Genomic DNA, 23,690 nt, shown 5'->3' on the forward strand with positions numbered 1-23,690 from the left:
CTACTGCATTCTATGCTTGCCAAAGGACAAAAAAAATCCCGGAAGACCGGAACTTTACTTGTCCCGATACTCCCGGGGCGTTGTGCCCATATATTTTTTGAAAACCTTGGAGAAATAGGTGCGGTCCGAATAGCCCAGCTTCAGCGCTACCATCTCTACCGATTCCTCGCGCTGCTCCAGCATGCGGGCGGCTACCCCCATCTTATGGCGATGCAAATAGTCGGTAAAGTTTTCTCCCGTCAGCCGCTTGAAATAGCGGGAGAAGTAACTGGAATTCAGGCACAGATGATTGGCTGCATCAATAGACGTAATATTGTCGAACAAGTGGTCCGCAATGTAATGATCGATTTCTTGCAGCTTCGGCTCCTTGTTCACGCCTTCATCCTCTGCCGCGCGCATGTCCAGCAGCCGCTCCAGCCTCCAGCGGAGCATGCCAAGCGTATCCTCCAGCGTCCCTGTTCCTTGCAGACAGGCGTAATATTGCTCGCTGACCGTATGCGGCGCGTATTGCAGCTCCAGGAGCCGCAGCAGCTGCACAGCGAATTGAATCAGCTCTGCGGAATCGATCCCGCGGCTGCGCGCCGTCCCGGCTACGCTCTCCAGGCTTTGCAGAAGCTTGTCCCGATTCTTCTCCCGAACGGCATCGGCGATCTCCCGCTTCTGCTGCTCCAGGAAATGGCCGAGCGGATAAAAGAAAGGCTCCTCTTTATTCCCCGTCCAAGCCAGCAGCGCGCCCGGCGCATAATAGCTTCTCTCCTTCAGACGCAGCAGCCGCTTGTAGGCAGCGCCTATGGCGGACGCTTCCAGCTTGCCCGGGCCGCACAGCATCCGTACTTGCACCTTGAGATATTGGCTGCACCGCTCTTGCACTTCTCTCAGGTATGCCTGCATCCGCTGCTCATAATTGACGGTGAGGGACGGCTTGTAATTTTGCAGCGCGATCAGTCCGCGTTCCTCGTCGAATACCGTAATCCCCTCGTAGCCCTTGGCTACTTCGCTTGCTATGTTATAGACCGAATATCGAATGAGATGGATATCCTTCGCTTCATAGCGCGGAAGCAGCGAGGCGTACTCCAGCATGCCGAGGGCCAGCATGTAGGACGGGTAATGCCACGCAATGCCAAGCCGCTTCGCCGCTGCAATATGCGCTCCCGTGTCTCCGCCCTTCACCAGCTGCCGGAACAGGGACAGCTTCAGCACATCCGCATTGCGAAGCAGATCATCGCGATAGGAGATTTCATCCGGCAGATGGGCGGCGGAGCGGAGGCTCTGCACACAGCCCAGCAGACTCGCCTCCAGCTGCTCCGACGTCAATTCATCCTTGATGAGATAATCATTAGCGTTCAGCGTCAGCGCCTTCTTCGCGTAATAGAAATCCTCGTGGCAGGTCAGAAAGATTATGCGCGTCTCGGGACTTTGCCGCTTGAATTCCGCCGCCAGCTCCAGCCCATTCATCTTGGGCAGGCCGATATCGGTGATGACGATATCCGGCTGCAGCTCCCGGAACAGCTGTAGCGCTTTGACACTGGAGTACGTATCACCGCAGACCTGCAACCCAAGCCCCTTCCAATCAATCAGCTGGCGCAAATATTTGAGCATCGGCACATCATCGTCTATGAGCATCACTTTGTACATCTTAAGTCACACCCCCCTTTCCATCGCTGAACCGTCCGCCGGTATTCGAATTTCGGCCATCATGCCTCTTTCCTGCTTTCGGGCAAGCCTAAGCTCCGCGCGGGAGCCGTAAGCGAGCTGCAAGCCCTGATAGACGCTAATAAGGCCAACACGCTCATAGGATGCATGCTCGGACGCCTCCATCGGGTCGAACAGCCTGTTCAGCATCTCAAGCTTATCGTCCGGCATGCCCCCGCCGTTATCGGTTAACGTAATGATAACCAAATCTGACGCCTCATCACGGCAAACCTTGACCCCGATACAGGCTTCCTCCTCCAGCTCCGCAAAACCGTGAACAATCGCATTTTCCGCCAAAGGCTGGAGCAGCAGCTTCGGAAGCATCACATCCTCCAGCTCCGCAGGAATATCGGTCACGAATGCGATATGCCTGTCGTTGCGCATCTCCATAATCTCGATATAATGCTGCAGCAATTGGCATTCTTTCTTCACCGACGAAGGTTCGTTCACCTTCATATAGGCACGCAGCAGACTCATCAGCGCATCGATCTTCATGCTGTGCTCGCGGTCGTTGTGAACGGCTAGGCTGCATTTGATCGAATTAAGCGTGTTCAGCAAAAAATGCGGACGGATCTTGGAGAAAATCGCCTGCATCTCCATCACTCGCTTCTGCTCCTGCTCCTGCTCAATATCGGCAATTAACTGATTGATGCGATCCAGCATATCGTTCAGCGTACCGCCAAGGGCATTGATTTCGTCCTTGCCCCTGACTGGAAAGCGCACCGTATAGTTGCCTTCGCCGAATTGACGTGCAACCGCTTCCAACTTGCGAATTGGACGGTGCAAACCTCTGGCCATCAGCAGCGACAGCAGATAGAAACAAGCGACGAACGCCACGATCAGCATCGCGCTGGCAAAATAGGTTTTGGAAATTTGGCCGAGCACATTTTCTTCCGGCAGATCATAAATGAGCCGCCAATTCGTTCTTGATATCGCAACCTCACTGCGGACGGAGCTGATTTGATCTTCTTCCAGCAGGGAAGCATCTCCTGCGATTAACGAACCTGCGCTGTCCAGCAGCGCGTAGGAGCCCGAGCTGGTCTGACTGAACAGCTTCTCAAAGTAGCCTTTGGAGATACCGATCACGATCGAGGCCATATATTCATCGGCGCGATAGTCGCGCATCGCTCTTGCAGCATAATAATATTCATTTTCGCCTTGCCGCTCGCCATGCGCCATGCCGAGCCACTGGACCCGTCCCGACAGCGTCATGTCAAGACTGCCTTTCACCTGATTCCAGTGTCTCTCCAGATAGTCCATGCCACCGGGACTCTCCGCAGACGGAATGATAAACCCTTCCGGATTGACAAGGAACATATGCAGCTCCGAGTTCAGCGCCTTCATCGAAATGGGGCCGAAGCTGTCCTTAAGCGCAATATATTGCTCATAGTCCGTAAACTGCTCAATTCCCTTCATCGTCATAAAATGCTTCAGCCGGGGACGCAGATTCGCATCCTGGATCATAAAATCGGACGCAAATACGAGATCATCCACCGTCTTGGCAATATCGCGCGCCATAACGTTCAGCGTCCCCTGATTAGAGGCGTGAATCTTATCGACAATATTGGCCTTCGTCGTATGATAGGACAACAGCGATACCGCAATGAGCGGCAGCAGCACCAGGATCAGGAACGAAAGCTGGATACGTCTATAGTATGAAAATTGGAACATGTCCATCCTCCTTCCGCCTATCCATTATACTGGCCGCCCTCTGACATGAACAGAGAGAGGAAAGGGAAAAGGGAACATCCGATAGGGATGTTCCCGGGCGCTAGCGTAGCCGCCTTGTTATTTGCTGTTCTTCTGAATGACTTTATTCGCTTCGTCAACCATCCACTGCTGCGCTTCATCTGCAGACTGCTTGCTAAGAATGAATTTGCTGAAGCCGTCGGTCAGAATTTGATCCAGCTCCTTGTCGTATGAGACGACCACATTGGAAGCAGGAAGCGGCTTGATCTCATCTGTGAACAGCGTGTACATCAGCGAATCCAGATCGTACAGCTCCTTGTTCTCTCCGATCAGGCGCTCTACGATTGGCTTCGCGTCTCCCTTGATCCAGCCCGGCAGCTCGATGCGCGCTTCGCCCAAATTCGTAGAGATGAAACGAGCGAACTTGTAGGACTCTTCTTTATGTTTCGAGCTTGCGCCTACCGATACAAAGTTGCCGCCGATAAAGACGGATGGATCTGCTCCTTTGGAAGGCAGCGGCACAGGCGCAATAGCCGTCTTGAACGTATGCGGATATTTCTCCGTATCGCCGATCTCCGAGATCATCCAGCTGCCTGTCAGCATCATCGCTGCTTTGCCGTCGAAGAACTCTGTGCGGTAAGCCAGCTTCGCACCAATAACATCGGAATACGGCTTGGCCGACTTATCTTCCGCTTCCATCGCGCGGCGAAGCTCGAAGAAGTACTTGAAGGTAGGGTCGCTGAAGTTTGTCTCGCCTTCCTCCGTCAGGAACGGATGGCGCATATTCACTTGCGCTGCCGGATTCATATACAGCGGCCAGCTATGGAAGTAAGCTCCGAACTGCTTCGTGCCGTTGTTGTCCTTTGTCAGCTTTTTGGCATAGTCACGGAAGTCGTCCCATGTCCAGCCTGCCTTTGGCACCTCAAGCCCCGCTTCATCCAGCGCATCTTTGTTCAGCACAATGAAGTTTGTTGTTGCATTGGTCTGAATACCATAGTAATTGTCGTTCATCTTGGGATTAACCATATATTCTTCTTCCGGCTTCATGCCTTCTGCCGCATAAAATTCATTAAGCGGAGCGAGTACGCCATTCTGCGCACGTGCGAACAATTCGGATGAATTCGGGAATGCGATCAGATCCACTTGCTCCTCGGAAGCGACCAGGAAGTCGAGCTTCTTCATCGTCTCCAGCGAGTTCCCCGGCACCAGCGCTACCGACTCGACACGAATATTCGGATTTTCTGCTTCAAACTGCTTGATATACTCGGCTGTCGTCTGGGCTTGTACATCATTGTCCCAGTTGAAATACCGAATGGTTACCTTCTCTTGCGCCGCCGGCTCCGAGCTTGGCTTCGGAGTTGCACTGCCGGTATTCCCGCTATTCCCGCCATTCGAGGACGAGCAGCCTGCCAACACCGTTACGGCAAGCAGGATGATGCTTAAAAGCAAAGTCGCGTGCTTCTTCATGTTATTTCCCCCTGAACATAAATTTGTTAGCGCTACCGCGATTACATGACTGATTATATAGCCGCCGATCTTGCCGGGGTGTGTACAATTTGATTCTATTCGTGCAAAGATTTGACTTTATCACCCGGTGACGCGTTATCCCTTTACGCCGCCAAGCGAGATGCCTTTAATGACATGCTTTTGCAGCAGGATAAAGATAATGACCAGCGGTATAATCGCAGACAAGGAAGCCATCATCAGCACGGCGAAGTTGTCCGCATAGTCGTCGCGGAACAGCTGAATGCCAAGCGTAATGGGATACAGCTTCTTGTCCAGCAGGAAGATCAGCGGATTCTGGTAGTCGTTCCAGGTCCAGATGAACTTGATAATGCCGACGGTCGCCAGGATCGGCTTGCACAGCGGCAATATAATTTTCCAGAAAATTCTGAAGTAACCCGCTCCGTCCATCTTGGCCGCTTCCAGAAAATCATTGTGGATGCTGGCCATAAACTGGCGCATCAGGAAGGTGAAGTAGATGGAGAACATGCCCATCATAATAAGTCCGGTATGTGTATTATACAGTCCCAGCCACTTCATCAACAGGAAGCGAGGTACCAGCGTCGCCTGCTCCGGGATAATCATGAACGAAAGCAGCAGCGCAAAGATCAATCCGCGCCCCCGGAATTGCATCTTCGTGAAGGCAAAGGCCGCCATTGAACTAATGATCATCGTAATGGCTGTCATCAGAACCGCTAGCTTCAATGAATTGAAGTAGAACAAATGGAAGGGAACATTGCCCATCCATACCGCCTTGAAGTTGCCGACCGCATTCCACGCTTGCGGTATCCACTGTATTGGGAAGGCCATAACATCCTTCTCATATTTGAAGGCTGCGGAGATCATCCATAGCAGCGGCACAAGAAAGATCAGCGAGAAGGCGCCCATAAGTACCGTCGTAATGATTTTGGTTAGTTTGCTTTTAGTTGTATGCATCGGTCAGGCTCCTCTCTAATCTTGTGCAAATCGCTTCTGCAGCACCCACGTCAGCATCGTCAACAGCCCGACGATCAAGAAGAGGAGCCATGACAGGGCGGATGCGTAGCCCATGCGGAAGTTCTGGAAGCCCTCCTCGTAGATGCGATAGACAAGCACCGTAGATGAGTTGAAGGGTCCTCCCGATGTGAGAAACGCTACGATATCGAATACTTTGAATGACCCGATCAGCAGCGTAATGAACAGGAAGGTCGTCGTCGGCGCGAGCAGCGGCAGTGTAATTTTGTAGAACTTCTGAAAGCTCGTAGCACCGTCTATGCTTGCGGCCTCATACATCTCCTCCGGTATGTTCGTCATGCCGGCGAGATAGATGATGATAATATAGCCGACAATCGCCCATACCGCGATAATGGCAATCGACAGTAAGGCAAAGTCGGGGTCGGCAAGCCACTTCGGAGGATTCTCGATGCCAATGGAGAAGAGCATCCGGTTAATCGGGCCTTCTGACGGATGATAGAGCGCGCTCCATACAGCCCCGATCGCAATGATGGAAGAGATATAAGGAATGAAAAACGCTACTTTAAAATAGCTCTGAAAATGGACGCGATTATGGATGATGACCGCCAGAATAAGCGATAGGATCATACTGACGGGTACAGTCATCAACGTGTAGATGAGATTGTTGCTCAAGGCTTTATGCACCTTCACATCCGACAGCATCTCTTTAAAGTTGTCGAAGCCAATCAGCTTCACCGAAGACAATCCGCCCATCAGATTCCATTCGCTAAAGCTTAAATACAGGGAAAAAAATACGGGAAACACATACAGCAATATAATGCCGATTGCTTCCGGGCCAAGAAACAGCCAGCCGAATAAGGCTTCTTTGCGACTGTTGTTCCAGAAGCGGCGTTTTGGCGCAGGAGCTTCCGCTCCCGCTGGCTTGCTCAATTCCATCAGGGTTCACCTCTGCCATCTGTAGTAGTGTTTTCATCTTACGCCGACTGAAATCTGACCACAGGCAAGAATTCTGACTGAAACGTGCATTTTTTTGACCTGCTGCCGGCATGGCATCCCTGGCGATTATTTGACGATAAAGGATTGATCCGCATGCCCGAGCTGACGGCGGAGCCATAATACCTCGCCGGTTAATTGAACCTCGGCGAAACGATAGCTTTGCGGTCCTTGCCGCGAAATAATCACATAATCCGAGATCCCTCCGCTGCCGCTTCGTATCTCGAATCCGATGGCCTGCGCCTCGTTCAGCACTTGCTCGCTTTTGCCGCGAATGTCAATGGGTGCAATCGTCAGCTCGGCTTCTTCCAGGCGGTCGAACGGACGGAGAAGAGTCACGACTGTCGTATACGGCCCCGCTTCTTCCGTCTCCAGCACAATCTTGGCGGATCTATTTTTTTCGTTGTAGTGCCGCGCAATCCAGCAAGCCTCCTGCCGGATTCGGACTCCCGCTCCTGCGGTCTGCATGAGCAGATTGCCACCTTTCTGATGCGCGGTAACGATTCTGCCCCGTTGATGGTCCACCTGAAGAGGCGTATCCTCCGCAAAGTGGAAATGAACGCCGTATCTATGCTTGCCAGAGGAACGGAACGTATCGACGATGATCCAATACTCCGGCTTGATATAGAGGATTTGGCGGTGTACGGCGACCGGAGAGCTTAACCTCCAATACCCATCATGGCCCGCTTCGGTATAATCGTAACGCTCGCTCGCCTTGAAGAACGCATTAACTGGCAGAGCAGGCTTCTCCCAGCTCCATGTGTCGATATATTCGGTTGAGGGAAGCCCGTCCACCGACAGCGTATTATGCTGAAGTGATGGCTTAAAGTACTGCCGCTCCTTGCCCTCCTTGTACGTATAGCGGCCGGTATCGATTAGAAAATCCCTGCCCCTCGCATGTAGCTCCACATGGAGCAGATCATCATGTCCATGGCCGGACATCGCCAGATGACCGCCGTCCATGAGCAGATAATCATCCTGCCTGCCCCAGCCTGAGCGCATGACCATCAGTCCAGCAGGCTGTAAGGCTTTGGATGTATAGTCAGGCAGCTTTCCGGCCAGCCGGTCATAGGCTGCGATCCCTTGGGCGCCAAAGTACCACAGGCTGTCGTAGTCCGGGGACGGATAAGCGAGCGCCCTTAGGTCCTGCCGCCCGAGCAGCAGCGCGCCTTGACACCATTTGTCCCGCACATCGACATCGTCGCTGTCGCTCAGCATCGGCTGGCGGCGATTCGGCTTCGCAATCGCAATAGAAGCATCCAGCATGGCATGAAGAACGGCGTATAATCGCTGGCGAGGGGGCTCGATGTTCAGTTCGCCAAGCCATACCGTCTCAAAGAGATGATCCAGCACCTCATGATGGTATTGCGGCGATTGCTCGCCGTGGAAGCCGTCAGCCAAAAACTGAGCAGCCGACATCTCTTCCATTCGGTCCAGCGCAGCTCTCTTCCATTTCGCGGCATTCTCCAGCTCGGGATACATGACGGCGATCTGGTACAAGCCGTTAGCCGCAATAAATCCCCAATTGCTCTGCACATCAAAGGCGGTATAGGCCAGATGCAGAAACTCGCCATGCAGCTCTGCCTGCGACTTCAACAGGCCCTCCAGCACGATCCGCTCCGCATGCCACTCCGACGAAGAGGCGATACACGCATAGCCTTTCAGCCAGTTGGTGAATCGAATCGAAGCGTCAATACGGCGCCAGCGTGAATTCACATTGTAGCCACGATGCACGCTGTCCGCCATCTCTTCCCGACTGATCCCGTTGTTCGCGCACCAATCCTTGAGCAGACGAATGTAAGCCTTGGCGAAGCGCCCTTCTCCTGTTAGCCAATAGGCTTGTCCCAAATCACGCATATAGCTCATCCGATTGAGCATATACGTCCACTCAACGTCGCCTTCGCGGACATAATCCCACTGGATGTCCCCCTGGAACGTTACCGGCTCCTGGCAAGGCTCCATATCCCAGCGGGAGTTATAGATGAAGGTGCCTTCCGCAGCCAGCGCCGCCCGGCGGATGGCCCTGCCCGCTTCCTCCGGCCACAGCTCCAGACACGCCTTCACAATGAAAGCACGATCCCCCGGCGACCAAAAAAATTGCGGCTTGCCGCTCACGTTCCGCTCTTGCTTTTCCATGAATCCATCCCCCTGTATCTAATGGTATTGGCAAAAGAAGAGCAAGCCCGCAGCCATCGCTGAAAACTTGCTCTTCTACTCTCTTATGCGTTTCTCTCTTAGCTGCCTGGATGTGCAAATATAGACGGAATTCTAGTTTAAACCTGTTGCAGTGTTAACGGGCCAGCCAGCCTCCATCGACAGCGAGGACATGCCCGTTCACGTAATCCGAAGCGCTCGAAGCGAGGAATACCGCCGCTCCCGCAAGGTCTGACGCCTCGCCCCAGCGCGCTGCCGGAATGCGGCTGACAATCGATTGATTGCGCGCTGCATCTTCACGGATCGCTTTCGTATTAGCTGTAGCAATATAGCCCGGCGCAATCGCGTTCACCTGCACATTGCGGCTTGCCCACTCATTGGCCAGCGCCTTCGTCAGCCCGGCTACCGCGTGCTTGCTTGCCGTATAGGCCGGAACGAGAATGCCGCCCTGGAAGGATAGCAAGGAGGCAATGTTAATGATCTTGCCTTGCTCCCTCTCCAACATGCCCTTGCCGACCAACTGGCTAAGCTGGAAGACCGCATGCAAATTAACGTCAATCACTTCATGCCACTTAATTGTGTCATACTCTGCAGCAGGCTCCCGCCAGATGATGCCGGCATTATTCACCAGAATGTCGATTCTCTCGCTGCCGATTTGTTCTTCATACTGACGGTTCAACTGATCGAGATCGCCAAGGTCAATCCGCACTTCCCGGGATTGACCGCCAGCTGTCGCAATCCGGGCAGCGGTCTCCTCCATATTGCCGCGATGACCAAGCAGCAACAGCTCAGCACCCGCCTCCGCCAGACCAAGCGCGATGGCTTGGCCGATTCCGGAAGCTGCGCCTGTCACAAGCGCTTTTTTGCCTGCTAGTGAAAAAGGATTATTCCTCATGCTCGCATCTCCTTATTTCAAGGTACTCATCGGGACGCTGTCCATGTCCGTGAACGTATAGTTTTCCCCCGCCATCGCCCAGATGAACGTATAGCTGCTAGTCCCGACGCCAGAGTGGATAGACCAAGCCGGAGAAATAACCGCCTGTTCATTGCGCACGACTAGATGGCGTGTCTCTTCCGGCTCTCCCATAAAGTGGAACACCAGGCCATCCTGCGGCATATCGAAGTAGAAATACAGCTCGCTGCGGCGGTCATGAATATGCGCCGGCATCGTATTCCACATGTTCCTCGGCTCCAGCAGCGTCATGCCCAGCATGAGCTGGCAGCTTTCCACGCCGTCCGCATGAATATATTTGTAGATGGTCCGTTCATTGGATTGCTCAATCGATCCCAGATGAGCAGGTGTCGCTTCCGCTATCGCTACCTTGCGCGTCGGGCAAGAACGGTGCGCAAGCGTCGATACGAGATAATAACGCGCAGGCTGCGCCGCATCATTGCTATGGAAGGTCACCTCTTTATGGCCCAAGCCGATGTACAGGCAATCCTTGGCCTCAAGCTTATAGGTAACTCCGTCTACGATGACATAGCCAGGCGCTCCTACATTAATAATGCCAATCTCCCGGCGCTCCAGGAAATATTCCGTTTTCAGCATATCGCCCGCTTCCAGCTTCAGCCCTTCCGCCGTAGGCACCGCGCCTCCCATAATCATGCGATCTTCATGGGAATAACACATACGCAGGCTGCCTTCCACCATCAAGTCTTCAACCAAATAGTTCGCTCTCAGCTCTTCTGTTCCATAACGACGCGCATCGTGAGGGTGTACTGCATATCTGTTTTCCATTGTTTCCGCTCCTTCTTTTCGTTTCCTATTACTATGCGGTATAGAGCGGCCTTTGACAGGACATATTTTTGACCCGGTTGTGCATTTTTTTGACTTAGCCAGAATTTTCGATTTTCCGCATTTGAATAGTAATAAAAAAGAGCAGCGGATACAATCCGCTGCTCTGCTTACCAAATCGATCATATTGTTGAGTATTAACTTATAAGAGTTGAAGCTTCTAAAATCTTCTTCATTGAACAGCCCTTTCTACATTTCTGAGTTTTATAAATATTACCACACTTATATAAAACCCTTTTTTGACTGATAAGTTGCAAAAAACCGGCCATCCATAATGGCCGGTTCTCGCGATATTTCGTAGATTGATCTATGCCGTTTGTTTATTACGTTTGTTGAAGTTCATCAGTGTGTACACGCTGCCTGTGAGCGACAGTCCCCACAGCAGGCCCTTCGCAAAGTATGCCATCGGCACTTCGTAATGCGTGATAAGCAGGCAAGCCAAGAACAACAGCGAGCTTACTACAGCAATGGCATTTTTCATCGTTTATTCCTCTATGGCAACCATCACTAGATTTTATAAGCCTTCATCGCCTTACGAATCTCTTTCCAGCTTGGGCGCTTGCCGTACATCAGGACGCCTGTGCGGTAGATTTTAGCCGATACGTAGACTGCGATGTAGATAGTCACCAGCAGCAAGCCGATCGACAGGGCTGCTTCCCAGAATGGAACATCTGTCAAGCCGAGACGCAGAATCATCACGAATGGCGAGAACAGCGGGATAAACGATGTTACTTTGACCAGCATGCTGTCCGGTGCGCTCAGGCTGAAGATTGCAATGTAGAAGCCTGCAAGCGAGATAATCGTCATTGGCATAGTCGCTTGACCCAGATCCTCTGTGCGGCTTACGATAGAGCCGACAGCTGCATACAGCGTCGCGAACAGGAAGAAGCCAGTCAGGAAGAAGATAATCGCATACGCAAGCAGAAGCGGATCAATCTTCGTCAGATCAATGTCGAGACCTGCCAACGCGCCTTTGTTATGCGGCAGCGATACGTTGAGCAGGATAACGATAACGAAGAACGATACCTGGCTCAGTACTACCGTGAACATACCGAAGATTTTGCCGAACATGCCTTTCAGCGGCGATACGCTCGTAATCAGAATCTCCATAACGCGGGAGCTTTTCTCTGCCGTAATTTCCGCCGCAATCAGCTGGCCGGAAGTGATAATCGCCATGAACAGGAAGATGATGATGAAGTAGATCAGACCCATGTTCACGCCTTGCTCTGCCGGCGTTCTGCCGCCAGCGCCCTCCGCAGAGGAGATTTGCACTGCTTCGATCTTGATCGGCGCATTCAACTGCGCGACTTGCTCATCCGTCAGTCCGGCATCTTGGAGAATCGTTGCCTGGCGAATCAATTGAAGTGCGCCTGTCAAATTCTCAGTTAGCGAGAACTCCATCATCTTCTCGGATTTGTAGCTCATCTCCGGGTATCCACTTGGCGTCATCGCGCCAAACTCCAGGTAACCTTTAATATCATTGTCTTTAATCGCTTGCTTCAGCTGCTTCTCATTCTCTTCGGCGCTGCCTTTGTCAGGGTAAGCTATGAGTTGAAGCTTCGCATTCTCTTGCTGCTCGTAGAAAGCCTTCAGGCTGTCGCCGGTTGCCGTTCCTTCAGCCGCTTCCGTATTCGCAGACTGAATGTAACCGATATTCGTCGTTTTATCCCCACCCTTATCGAACTGGGAAATGATATAAGGAAGATTAACTCCGATACTTAAAATGACTCCGATAATAAGCGTCGTTACAAGGAACGCCTTGCCTTTAAATTTGTTGCGCGCTGTAAACCCTACTACTGTCCAAAAACTATTCATGGCGATCACCTACCGTTTTTATAAAGATTTCGTTCAAAGTTGGTTCCTTAATCTCGAATCTGGTGACAGTCGATTGGGCCATCGCATGGCGCAAAATCTCGCTGCCTACCGCTTCATTCTGGATGCCGATCTCATAGCCGTATTCCTGCAGCTTCACGCCTGTCACGCCGCTAATGTTCTCCAGACCTGTAACGTCATTCTCTGTGCTCAAGATGACACGCTCACGCGGATACTGCTTCTTGATGTCCTTGATGCCGCCCTTCAGCACCGTGTTCGAACGATGCAGGATTGTAATGTTGCGGCATAGCTCCTCGACATGCTCCATGCGGTGTGTCGAGAACAGAATGCTCGTACCGGAGTCTCTCAGCTCCTTGACCGTCGACTTCAGAAGCTCGACATTGACCGGATCAAGTCCGCTGAACGCTTCATCCATGATGATGATGCTCGGACGGTGATTAACAGCAGCGATGAACTGGATTTTTTGCTGATTGCCCTTCGACAGCTCCTCGACGCGCTTGTTGTAGTATTCCGGAACCTCGAATCTCTCGAGCCAATACTTCAAGTTCTGATCGGCATCCTTGCGGGACATGCCGCGCAGCTGGGATAAGTAGATGATCTGATCGCTGACGCGGATTTTCGGATACAGGCCTCTCTCCTCCGGCAAATAGCCGAGGCGGCTTAGCTGCTCATTGCTGTAAGGCTTACCGTTGTATTTGATCGATCCGCCATCCGGATAGATCAGGCCCAGTACCATACGCATGGTCGTTGTTTTGCCTGCGCCGTTCGCGCCCAGCAAACCGTAAATTTCACCTTCGCCCACTTCAAAGCTGATGTTGTTGACCGCCGTCTTCTCGCCATATTGCTTCATGACTTGTTCTACTACTAATGGTTTCATCTCGCTTTTCCCCTCGCTTCATGTACTCGTTTGCTTATTCCATCTTGCAGCAGCAATGTGCTCATAATTTCATCAAGCTCCAGCGCTTGCTTGCTTAAAATTGTAATGCCTTTCGTCTCGCACCACTGCTCCGCTTGATAGGCTTCGCTGGTCGTAATTCGGAATGATTGGCCACCGACCGATTCCATTCCGCATTGACCCGGCATCTGAGAAGCAATCTGGCTAGTCAATCCTTCGCCTGAGACGAAGAAGGTAAACCAACTGCTGAACAATTCATCTTTCTCATAGACCCCAAGCACCCGGCCCTGTGCCATAAATACGATGTAATCCGCCAGCCGTTTCACTTCCTCTACGATGTGAGAGGTCATGAGAATCGTACGATCGCCAGGCTCCATATACCGGTGGAGAATCTCGATCATGGACTTCCAGGCCAGTGGATCAAGCCCAGAGGATGGTTCATCGAGGAGCAGCAGATCTGGCGCGTGGGCCAAGGCAATCGCGAATTCGCACTTGCGCCTCATCCCCTTCGACATCTTCCCAAGTGGCAGATTATCGTTGACCTGCAAGGCGAGCAGCAGCTCCTGATAGCGGTTCACATCCCAATTCTTATACCAGTAGCTGTTGAATCTAGCTTTCTCGAATGCCTTAAGCTTGTCGTCATGCTGCAGCGACTCCTCCGGCAAATAACCAATTTGCTGCTTGATCGGAGCATCATCTCCAGTGCCGATGATATGGTCCAGCACTGTCACCGTTCCATCCTGCGGCTTCTCCAGATCCAGAATCATGCGGAACAGCGTACTCTTTCCGCTGCCGTTCGGACCGACAATAGCTGTAATAAATCCCTTGGGAATATCCAGCGTAATAGGCCCCATCTTGAAATTCGGCTTGCGCTGCGCAATATCCTTGAACTGAATCGCCTGCTCCTCTTGCCAGTCGCTCATGATGTATCCCCTCCTTGCCCGTAGTGTCTATGAATCACTTCGTTGAAGAGCTCTATCAATTCTTCTTCCGAACATTGCATTCGCTTGCCCGCCGTTACGGCTTGATCAAGGGCATCGATCACCGCCGAGAGCCGGTGCCGGTCACGTTCTTGTTCTCCGACTTTCGCCACGTAAGTTCCGGTACCTTGCCTTGTTCGGAGCAGTCCCTCGCTCTCAAGATCGCTATATACTCGTTTTACCGTAATGACACTGCATTTGACCGTCTGAGCCAGCTCGCGGATCGAAGGCAGCAGCGTGCCTTCCTCCAGCTGGCCGCTTACAATCAATGCCCTTAGCTGGACTTCGATCTGATGATAGAGCGGCTCTGCACTTTGTTCATTAATCTGTATAGGCAGCCGCATCGCTTCACCCGCTTTCTCCTTTAACTGGTATAGCTCCTTGTTCTCAGTTTCTTCTCCATGGCTCTCCGTACGATCATGAATGATGCTGCGCCTAACAGAACCCCGATCAGCGGCAGCCACCAGCCGCCTTGTTGAATGATCTCATAGCTCAGAATCACCAGACTGTCTCTAGTTGTGTAAGAGTAAAGCACCATCCCCGCGAGCAATAGCAGCGAAATTACCATGCAAACCCAGAAGTACTTTATTCCCGAATACCCTGTCTCGAAGTAGAGATAAATAATGCCGATTGCAACCGATAGGCTGATCCAGAACAACGCGTACAAGACAAAATCCATCAGTCTCATATTTGCTCCCAGCGATCTGGCGAATAAGTAGTAACTTGTGAAAAATACGATCTTAGCTATTAGGCCATTAGTAAGGTATAATACGATCCGTCCCAGTGCGATTTGCTTAATCGTTATAGGCATCGTGCGCCATGCCGCCAGCTTTCTCGTAAAGGAATCCATCTTCCAATAAATCCCTGAATTTTGTGTAGACATTAATCCCAGCATCGGGAGCAGCGAGACCGTAATGAAATCCATGGCCCAGAATGCGAATGTACTATTATCCTCTCTCGAATCAGCGAACATCGGTACAAGAAATATGAGCAAGTATCCGATAAAGATGAGGGTAACGATGTGCTTCCACCTGATTCGTCTTAATTCTTCCTTCGCCAGACACCAAGCTCCTTGCCATGTGTTCATCTGGCAGCCTCCCTTCGGCAACCGTATATACTTGCTAATCACTGTGTATACTGTGCTGTGTTTATATACTGTATATATCTATATACACAGTATATGCACACCTCGGATTGTTGTCAATACATCTGCATCATTTTTTCAACAACTTTTTCCAAAGTCCCTTCCATACAAAAAAACAGCCCTCCATCTGGAAAACTGTCTCATCAAGCACTAGCTATCAAATATACGATTCGGACATATACACCGTTTACAAGCGTTTCTCTCACTCTGGCTTTCAAACGCACCACTTGCTCAAACAAGGCAAATGCCGCTACAATGCGCTTAATAGAAAAAAGCCACCCTTCCCAGGATGACTTTCTTCAATCGGTTACCCGAATATAGCTTCAAATAATGGCTTGGCATCAGCTGCCGGATACAATACGTACAGGATCGAATATACCGCTACACCGGTTATAGCTGTAATAAACCAAATAATCGAGGTGAATCTGCCAAACTTGCGATGCTTCTTGAACTTCTTCTTATAACCCAGCGTGATCGTCGTAATGCCGAACACAGCCGCAACCGTAGCAAGCACAATATGGAACAATAAGAATACAAGATAATACGGCTTCAGTCCATCCGGACCATTATAAGGCGTGCTGCCGATGATGAACGTTCTGGACGCATAAATAATAAAGAACAAAATTGCTGCAACAGCCGCGTACACCATCACCTTTTGATGCTGCTCCAGCTTCCGCTGTATCGCGAGGCGCCATCCGAACGCAACCAGAATGGCGCTAAGCACGATGAAGAACGTGCTGACTGTAGGCATAAGAATATTCAAGTCCATGTTAATCCTCTCCAACTTCAATAATTTAAGCGTGGGTCCATCTAGCCGTTAGGCTGTACCGGGATTGGTCCCTGGCGTGCCCGGATTCGGCAATTCGTCATCAGCATGATGCTCCCGCTTAAACCATTGCTTGAAGATGTAAGCGAGAATAATGCCGTACATAAGCTCCTGTACCAGCTTCATAATAATACCGCCCAGCTGCTGATCATCTACAACCCCAAGTGTATTAAAGAATTGAGGGCCGCCGAACTGCGCGATCAAAAGACTGGTATCGCTGCCTGGCATACAATAGCCCATAGCCGTCGCCCATACTTGCGGATCATTGTACGTAGCGTACATGCCCGCTGGCGAGAAGATAATAAGCGCACATGCTGGCGTAAGCAACACACCGTTCGCGAATACATATGCCATCTTCTTCACATGGGTCAGCTTATTCCATTCCGCAACGGGACTGGCAATCTGCCACCACATCATGAATGCGGTAATGAAGAGGATCACATAATATAAGCGATGCACCGTGAAGTTGGTCATGACGTAATCATGCACCATCGGTACATGATAGATCGAGAACAACATATTAAACGCTACTAACGTAACGATAGGATGCATTAGAAATCGAAGCTTCCTCCAGAAGCTAGCCGAAAACGCTGCGCGCCAGATAAATGCCGGAATCCCTAGCAAAATCATCGGCGGAACGATGAGATAAGAGACCGACATATTCACCATATGGAACGTAAACATCAAGTGACCAAGCAAATTAAAAGGACCGCCATGACAGAGGTATACCAGCACGATTGCCGATACAAAAAGCGTTTTTTGCATAACAGTAGCCGGGACTGCCCCTGGATGGCGCTTTTCCCTCCATGGCCCGATCAGATAGAAATAGAGGATGACCACCGCGGTCATCGCAAATAAAAACATAGGCGTCCACAACTCAGTGAAGGAGAAGTACTTGTTTAAGTCTAACACTAGAGGAGGCTCCTTTCTCATGCACTCAAGCATTTGTTACGAAAGAAGAGGGACCCAAACCGGGACCCTCCTCTGTTCAGTTATATATGGCGGTATTCGATTACCACCAAACCCAATATTCAGCCATGATCACGCAGGTAAATACTACGAATACACCGGACAGAATACCGATTAAAGCGAACACATGACCGCGATCTTTCATGTGCATCCAGAACGCCATCTGTACGAATACTTGAAGAACAGCCGTTCCGAGAAGAATGATATAGATAAAGTCTTTGTTGATCTCGCCGCTAATTACCGTTGCAAACGCGATGAACGTAAGCAGAATGGAGAAGATAAAAGCGACAATATGTTTCTTTGGACCTTCTACCTTGTGACGTTTGGTGTTTTGCTCCGTGGCGGAATGATTGCTTGCCATACGTTAAACCACCTTTCCCATCAGGTATACAACCGTAAAGATGAATACCCATACAACGTCGATAAAGTGCCAATACATACCGGCTACATATACTTTCGGTGCGGTAACAACAGTCAGTCCTTTTCTCGACAGCTGGATAATCAGCAGCGTAATCCACAGAATACCGAACAATACGTGCGCTCCGTGGAAGCCAACCAGCGTATAGAAGGAGGAGCTGAATGCGCTCGTTGTGAAACCATGGCCTTCATGTACATAATGTACGAACTCGTAAATTTCAAGGCCAAGGAAACCTGCGCCGAGCAATACAGTAACGATTAGCCAGTTAATCAGGCTTTTTACCTTCTGCTGATGCATCGCTTGAATCGCGAATACGCTCGTCAAACTGGACGTCAGCAGGATTGCGGTAGCGAAAGCTACCAGCTTTAAGTCGAACAAATGATTGGCGGACGGTCCGTCAAGCACTTGGTGACGGAGGGCAAGGAACGCTGCGAACAGCGTACCGAACAATACCGTCTCGCCGCCTAGGAACAGCCAGAAGCCAAGGACTTTATTGCGTCCCTCAAGGGTCGCCTTTTCCGGCTCATGAGGCAGTTGGCCTTCTACATGCGTGTGCGCGCTCATGCTTTCCCCCCTAGATCCTTCAGAATTTCTTCTTCCTCGATATGGAAGCCATGATCCTCAATCACCGAACGAAGCATCATACAGATCAGTGTAATGCCAAGGCCCACGATACCGATGAAGTGACCCATCGTCAAGCTGGTTCCAAGGAAGTGTCCCCAATCCGGCGAATACATGAAGCCGAAGCCTGCGATGAACAAGCCAAGACCCATAAAGAACGGCAGGATTGATGGTGATGGCATATGGATCGGCCCAATCGGTTCAGCAGGCGTCATGCCGCTGTGGCCGTCTTGCTTTTCTTTCCAGTATGCGTCATATCCGCGTACAAGCGGAGTTTGTGCAAAGTTGTACTCTGGCGGCGGCGATGCAATCGTCCACTCCAGCGTACGTCCGTCTTCCCAAGGATCGTTAGCTACGCCTTTAGGTTTAACGGCAGTTACTACGATGTTGATCAAGAACATAACTGTACCAATACCCATCATAAGTGCGCCAATGGTACTGATCATGTTCATTTCGTTGAAGCCAAGACCGTCCAGGTACTGCCAAATACGTCGCGGCATACCCAATAGACCAAGGAAATGCTGTATGAAGAACGTCAGGTGGAAGCCGATATAGAACATCCAGAACGTCCATTTGCCAAGCGATTCATTCAGAATGCGACCGAACATTTTCGGCCACCAGTAATGAAGACCTGAGAATAAGCCAAGTACCAAGCCGCCTACGATAACGTAGTGAAAATGCGCAACGACAAAGTACGAGTCATGGTACTGAAAGTCAGCCGGTGCTGCAGCAAGCATGACGCCTGTTACGCCGCCCATGACGAATGTCGGAATAAAGCCGACTGCGAACAAGTTCGCCGCTGTAAATTTGATGGAACCGCCCCACATTGTGAACAGCCAGTTAAAGATTTTAATACCTGTCGGTACCGCGATCAGCATCGTTGCGATGGAGAACAGCGCGTTCGCTACCGGACCAAGGCCCGCTGTGAACATGTGATGCGCCCATACCATGAAGCCCAGGAAGCCGATCAGGATGGTAGCGAATACCATGGAGCTGTATCCGAACAAACGCTTACGCGAGAACGTACTGATAACTTCGGAGATAATACCGAAGGCCGGCAGGATGAGGATATAAACCTCAGGATGCCCGAAAATCCAGAAAATATGCTCCCACAGAACAGCGTTGCCGCCTGCGGATGGATCAAAGAAATTCGCATCGAACAGTCGGTCGAACATGAGTGCCGCCAGACCTACTGTAAGAGCAGGGAAAGCGAACAGAATCAAAGCCGAAGTAATGAAGACTGTCCAAGTGAACATTGGCATACGCATGAACGTCATGCCTGGTGCACGCATGTTAATAATGGTAACAAGGAAGTTGATACCGCCGACTAGCGTACCGATACCTGCAATCTGCAAGCCTAGAACATAATAATCGACACCATGGTCACCGCTGTAAGTCGTTCCTGCAAGAGGAGCGTAGGATGTCCAGCCTGCGTCAGGCACATCGCCTACAATCCAGCTCACGTTCAGCAGGAGTCCGCCGAAGAGGAACGTCCAGAAGCCAAGCGAGTTCAGGAAAGGAAAGGCAACGTCGCGTGCTCCGATTTGAAGCGGAATGACCGCATTCATTAACGCAAATATCAATGGCATCGCTGCCAAGAAGATCATAGTTGTACCGTGCATGGTAAGCAGTTCGTTGTATGTATCTGCTCCGACGAACAAGTTTTGCGGCTTCCAGAGCTGAATCCGGATCAGAATGGCTTCCAGACCGCCTACAAGGAAGAAAAAGCCCCCTGCAATCAAATACAAAATACCGATTTTTTTATGGTCAACCGTTGTCAGCCAGTCCATAATGCCGCTGTAACGTTTGACCGCATGCGCGTGTGCATGAGCCAAGGTAGGTACCTCCTTCAATCACTGATGATGGTATTATTCGTAATCAAGCGTTAATTCAGAAAGATACTTCGCAATACCTTCAATCTCTTCTTCCGTCAGATCGTATTGATTGGACATCAGATTGCCTGGTTTCACGGCTTCGGGGTCCTTGATCCATTTGTGGAGATTGTTGTATACCGTATCTTCATGATCGTACTTCTGATCATCAGCGTCTACATTCACCAGGATGCCGCCAACGCTCTCGCGGCTGCCGATGCCTGTAAGGTTAGGGAATGCAGGTCCACCCATGTCGCCCACTGCGTGGCAAGTCAGACATTTGCTTTCGAATGCAGCCGCAATAGCCGGGTCGCTTGGAAGCGCTACAGGCTCTTGCAATGCAGCAGCCCAACGATCGAAGGAATCTGGGTTAACCGATTTTACTTTAAAGTCCATTAGGCCATGGGAAGGTCCGCACAACTCGGCGCATTTGCCCAAGTAAACGCCTTCTTTCGGCGCGGAGAAGTACATGAAGTTTACGTTACCGCCCGGGTTTGTATCGATTTTGCCTGCAAGAGACGGAATCCAGAACGAGTGAAGCACGTCAGCCGTCTTCGCTTCGATGGAAATCGTCTTGCCTGTTGGAATAACCAGCTCTTGAGCCGTCTTGATTCCAAGCTCAGGATACTCGAATTCCCACCAGTACTGATGCGAGGTCACGATAACTTTAACCGCATCTGGATCATCGCGGTAGTCCTTGGCTAGATTGAAGACCGATTGCACCGTTGGCACGCCAAGAATAATAAGCAGGATAATTGGAATGACTGTCCAAATAATCTCCAGCTTATGGCTTCCTTCCACTTGCTTCGGAATCGTCTTGTCTCCAGGACGTCTGCGGAAACGGATAATTACGTACAAAGAAATTGCAAATACGACAACAACTACGAGACCCATGATGATAATTGCTGTCTTCATCAGCCCGAATTGCTCTTCCGCTACTGGACCCTGAGGATTCAGCGTGGACAAGTCTTCCCGTCCGCAAGCGGCTAGCACTAATACCATCATGGCCATTAGTGGCGCAAGCCGTTTTACAAATTGCCACCGTTTCATCATTAATCAACCCCACTTTTGACGTTTTCGCAGCTGCCTGATTTTCACGTGGCAAGCGGCTTTGCTGCGTGTTTCACAGATGTTTTGACAACTCCTGCAACTTAAATCACTTTATTAAATATAAAGTTGGGAACCCTATTTGTCAATGTTCCACAGAGAGTTCACAAATTGTTCTCAAAGCTGTCAAAAACGCATATTTTCGCCGTTTTCGGGCTCTTGCGTTTGCCGTTTGAAGACTTCTTATCCTGTCGAATCGCCTATTAACAGCTTGCCTTTCTCTCCTACATTGTGCACCAAACCCATGGTCAATTATGTATGTCCCGCATAACGTATATTTACTTCGTCCGAACCTACACTATAGACAAGTCAACTTCACCTGAAATGGGGTCCGCGATCGATGATGAAACGAATGGCCTTTATCCTTCTGTCCGTAGCGGTCATAGCCGCGATGTCGGGCTGCAACTACGAGCAGCTTGTGCAGCAAAGCGATTATGACTACGGCAGCCGGCAGCCTGGCGATCCCAAGATGATTGGCGCCAAGGCTTACGGTGGCATGACGGGCAACACCCATCAGCATGACAATGCCTTCTTCGAATACAGTTCCATTCTATCCAATAAGATTAGCTCGTTAAACGGGGTTGCATCATCTATCGTGATGCTTACTGACAAAAACGCCTACGTCGCCCTGATGCTGGACTGGACGGCTGTAGGTACAAAGGGGTCAAGCGGTACAGAGGAACAGAACAATACGGGTACCAATACCGGCGTATACAATGCCGACAACGGCAGTCCTTATGGCAATGGCCGTGTCTTAGTCTCGCCGTATAATTCCTACTTCTCCGTCAATGACCATCATGACTTGTCTCCAGAACTGAAACAAACCATAGCTAAGCTCGTACGCGGCTACGTGCCTAGCGTTCAGGAAGTTCATATTTCGGCCAATATGGAATTCGTGAACTATTTCAATGAATACGCCAAGGAAGCATGGGGCGGACGTTCGCTTACGCCTTGGATTGATTCCTTCAATACGGTTGTGAAATACCACTTTGCTGGCGGCAAGGTGATGCCGGAGCCGATTACCAATCCTGGGCAGCAGCAGTTCCTCCCAGACTCCAATCAAGTGCGCAGATAATTTTTTTCTTCTATAATATATGCGTTTTGTTTGTATGCAGGGGCAGGCAATCGGATTTGCAACCGGATGCCTGCCCTCGCTCTTTAGTTTTCGGTACCTTTCTTGAGCCGCATGGCATCAATGCCCTGATTCAAATGATACAACGCCGATTCATATGCCTTGCGGTCCTTTTCGCTTTGTGACAATTGCCCGAGTCGTCTGAGCTCTTCCTGAAGCTGCCCCGTCAGTGATATAACCCGGTCCTTCGGCTTAGTGGCTGAAGGCTCAGGATACGTTCTGCCGTCAGCCGTCTGGAAAGTCACTTGTCCATCGCCTTCCAGCTGCGCCAGAAACACATCCTCAAGCTTCAGCTTGTAGCGCTTCAACTCGTGATTCAGCCAGTCCTCGGAATGTCCCGACACCTGCAGCTCCTCAGGAATGATATGTCCGTCCATAATGATTGAATACGGCTGGCTTTCCTTGCTCATCGTCCATCCTAGCATGGCGGGCGTTATCGGCTGATGCTCCTTTTTCAACTGAACGTTCAATTCTCCGCTGGATTCCATTACCGCAAATTCAACGTCCGCGACGCGATACACATCTTTCTGCCGCAGCTGCTCCAGCAGTTCATCCAGCGTGATACGCTCTTTCCGCATTTTTTTCTTGGAGAGCTGGCCGTTATGGATCAGTACCGTTCCTTTGCCGTCCACGACATTGCGAAGCCTCCTGCTCTTCAGGGTCCAAAGCTCGATACCAACCGAGAAGCTTACCCATACGACTAACGACACGATGCCCAAATACCAGAGGTTGTCCAAATCCAGAGAGATGTACGCGGCAATGTTACCGATGGAGATCCCCGTAATATATTCGAACAAAGACAACTCGGAAATTTGGCGTTTGCCCAGCACCTTCGTTAGGATGAATAAAATGACGATGGACGCCAATGTACGTAATATAATCTGCAGCCAGTCTGGCATATCGCATATCCCCCTTTTCCTCCTATAGGTTAACCAATAGCAGGAAAGTAATGCGCTTGTTGCAATTATCAAATCATTATGATATGATAGTAAGAATGTTATATTTAACCCCTATATATCCCCAGTAAGATTCAATTTTACCCTCTGAATTTTGATTTCTTGACTACAATTCCGGACTCATGTTTCACAAAGACGTAATTCTGATTCACACTGGC

General features: G+C 50.6%; 22 protein-coding genes. 1 reads left to right on the forward strand and 21 read right to left on the reverse strand.

Annotated elements, in window-relative coordinates:
• Positions 1–54: 54 nt before the first annotated feature.
• The 20 genes from ACFVSO_RS26625 to coxB form a co-directional block, all read right to left on the reverse strand.
• The gene (locus tag ACFVSO_RS26625; protein ID WP_387479759.1) at positions 55–1,635 is read right to left on the reverse strand and encodes a response regulator transcription factor; all 1,581 of its coding nucleotides are present in this window, start codon (positions 1,633–1,635) and stop codon (positions 55–57) included.
• Positions 1,636–1,641: 6 nt separating this feature from the next.
• Positions 1,642–3,363 carry a sensor histidine kinase gene (locus ACFVSO_RS26630; RefSeq protein ID WP_387479760.1) on the reverse strand — a complete coding sequence of 574 codons (1,722 nt, stop codon included), beginning with the start codon at positions 3,361–3,363 and terminating at the stop codon, positions 1,642–1,644.
• Between the two features lie 117 nt (positions 3,364–3,480).
• Positions 3,481–4,848, reverse strand: coding sequence for an ABC transporter substrate-binding protein (locus ACFVSO_RS26635; RefSeq protein ID WP_387479761.1), 1,368 nt, complete (start codon positions 4,846–4,848; stop codon positions 3,481–3,483).
• 135 nt (positions 4,849–4,983) lie between these two features.
• Positions 4,984–5,820, reverse strand: a complete 837-nt coding sequence (locus ACFVSO_RS26640; protein WP_387479762.1) for a carbohydrate ABC transporter permease — start codon at positions 5,818–5,820, stop codon at positions 4,984–4,986.
• A gap of 15 nt (positions 5,821–5,835) precedes the next feature.
• Entirely contained in the window at positions 5,836–6,774 is a 939-nt protein-coding gene (locus tag ACFVSO_RS26645; protein WP_387479763.1) for a carbohydrate ABC transporter permease, read from the reverse strand.
• Between the two features lie 126 nt (positions 6,775–6,900).
• Positions 6,901–8,967, reverse strand: a complete 2,067-nt coding sequence (locus ACFVSO_RS26650; protein ID WP_387479764.1) for an alginate lyase family protein — start codon at positions 8,965–8,967, stop codon at positions 6,901–6,903.
• Between the two features lie 154 nt (positions 8,968–9,121).
• Positions 9,122–9,880: a 2-dehydro-3-deoxy-D-gluconate 5-dehydrogenase KduD gene (kduD, locus tag ACFVSO_RS26655; protein ID WP_387479765.1), complete on the reverse strand. Its 759-nt coding sequence runs from the start codon at positions 9,878–9,880 to the stop codon at positions 9,122–9,124.
• 12 nt (positions 9,881–9,892) lie between these two features.
• Positions 9,893–10,723, reverse strand: coding sequence for a 5-dehydro-4-deoxy-D-glucuronate isomerase (gene kduI / locus ACFVSO_RS26660; RefSeq protein ID WP_387479766.1), 831 nt, complete (start codon positions 10,721–10,723; stop codon positions 9,893–9,895).
• A 364-nt stretch (positions 10,724–11,087) separates the two neighbouring features.
• Positions 11,088–11,261: a hypothetical protein gene (locus tag ACFVSO_RS26665; RefSeq protein WP_387479767.1), complete on the reverse strand. Its 174-nt coding sequence runs from the start codon at positions 11,259–11,261 to the stop codon at positions 11,088–11,090.
• 26 nt (positions 11,262–11,287) lie between these two features.
• Positions 11,288–12,595, reverse strand: a complete 1,308-nt coding sequence (locus ACFVSO_RS26670; RefSeq protein WP_387479768.1) for an ABC transporter permease — start codon at positions 12,593–12,595, stop codon at positions 11,288–11,290.
• On the reverse strand, positions 12,588–13,490 hold the full coding sequence (locus ACFVSO_RS26675; protein ID WP_387479769.1) for an ABC transporter ATP-binding protein: 903 nt from the start codon (positions 13,488–13,490) through the stop codon (positions 12,588–12,590). Before ACFVSO_RS26675 ends, ACFVSO_RS26670 begins: the two co-directional genes overlap by 8 nt.
• On the reverse strand, positions 13,487–14,431 hold the full coding sequence (locus ACFVSO_RS26680; RefSeq protein ID WP_387479770.1) for an ABC transporter ATP-binding protein: 945 nt from the start codon (positions 14,429–14,431) through the stop codon (positions 13,487–13,489). Before ACFVSO_RS26680 ends, ACFVSO_RS26675 begins: the two co-directional genes overlap by 4 nt.
• Entirely contained in the window at positions 14,428–14,832 is a 405-nt protein-coding gene (locus ACFVSO_RS26685; protein ID WP_387479771.1) for a GntR family transcriptional regulator, read from the reverse strand. The genes ACFVSO_RS26680 and ACFVSO_RS26685 overlap by 4 nt, the downstream gene beginning before the upstream one ends.
• 20 nt (positions 14,833–14,852) lie before the next feature.
• Positions 14,853–15,575 (reverse strand): hypothetical protein, encoded by a 723-nt coding sequence (locus tag ACFVSO_RS26690; protein ID WP_387479772.1) that lies wholly within the window; start codon positions 15,573–15,575, stop codon positions 14,853–14,855.
• A gap of 364 nt (positions 15,576–15,939) precedes the next feature.
• Positions 15,940–16,401, reverse strand: coding sequence for a DUF420 domain-containing protein (locus tag ACFVSO_RS26695; protein ID WP_387479773.1), 462 nt, complete (start codon positions 16,399–16,401; stop codon positions 15,940–15,942).
• A 48-nt stretch (positions 16,402–16,449) separates the two neighbouring features.
• Positions 16,450–17,370: a cytochrome c oxidase assembly factor CtaG gene (gene ctaG / locus ACFVSO_RS26700; RefSeq protein WP_387479774.1), complete on the reverse strand. Its 921-nt coding sequence runs from the start codon at positions 17,368–17,370 to the stop codon at positions 16,450–16,452.
• Between the two features lie 100 nt (positions 17,371–17,470).
• Positions 17,471–17,788 carry a cytochrome C oxidase subunit IV family protein gene (locus ACFVSO_RS26705; RefSeq protein ID WP_387479775.1) on the reverse strand — a complete coding sequence of 106 codons (318 nt, stop codon included), beginning with the start codon at positions 17,786–17,788 and terminating at the stop codon, positions 17,471–17,473.
• 3 nt (positions 17,789–17,791) lie between these two features.
• Positions 17,792–18,409 (reverse strand): cytochrome (ubi)quinol oxidase subunit III, encoded by a 618-nt coding sequence (locus tag ACFVSO_RS26710; RefSeq protein WP_387479776.1) that lies wholly within the window; start codon positions 18,407–18,409, stop codon positions 17,792–17,794.
• Positions 18,406–20,256 carry a cytochrome c oxidase subunit I gene (gene ctaD / locus ACFVSO_RS26715; RefSeq protein WP_387479882.1) on the reverse strand — a complete coding sequence of 617 codons (1,851 nt, stop codon included), beginning with the start codon at positions 20,254–20,256 and terminating at the stop codon, positions 18,406–18,408. The genes ACFVSO_RS26710 and ctaD overlap by 4 nt, the downstream gene beginning before the upstream one ends.
• Positions 20,257–20,334: 78 nt before the next feature.
• Positions 20,335–21,390, reverse strand: a complete 1,056-nt coding sequence (coxB, locus tag ACFVSO_RS26720) for a cytochrome c oxidase subunit II (protein ID WP_387479777.1) — start codon at positions 21,388–21,390, stop codon at positions 20,335–20,337.
• A gap of 394 nt (positions 21,391–21,784) precedes the next feature.
• On the opposite strand from coxB, the gene ACFVSO_RS26725 reads away from it, so the two are divergent.
• The gene (locus ACFVSO_RS26725; protein WP_387479778.1) at positions 21,785–22,519 is read left to right on the forward strand and encodes a hypothetical protein; all 735 of its coding nucleotides are present in this window, start codon (positions 21,785–21,787) and stop codon (positions 22,517–22,519) included.
• An 83-nt stretch (positions 22,520–22,602) separates the two neighbouring features.
• Here ACFVSO_RS26725 and ACFVSO_RS26730 read toward each other — a convergent pair whose 3' ends face one another.
• A complete protein-coding gene (locus ACFVSO_RS26730; RefSeq protein WP_387479779.1) occupies positions 22,603–23,475 on the reverse strand; it encodes a DUF421 domain-containing protein in 873 nt (290 codons plus the stop codon).
• Positions 23,476–23,690: the final 215 nt, after the last annotated feature.

Origin of the sequence: Paenibacillus sp. NPDC057967, from assembly GCF_042887015.1 — a bacterium.
Classification (GTDB): domain Bacteria; phylum Bacillota; class Bacilli; order Paenibacillales; family Paenibacillaceae; genus Pristimantibacillus.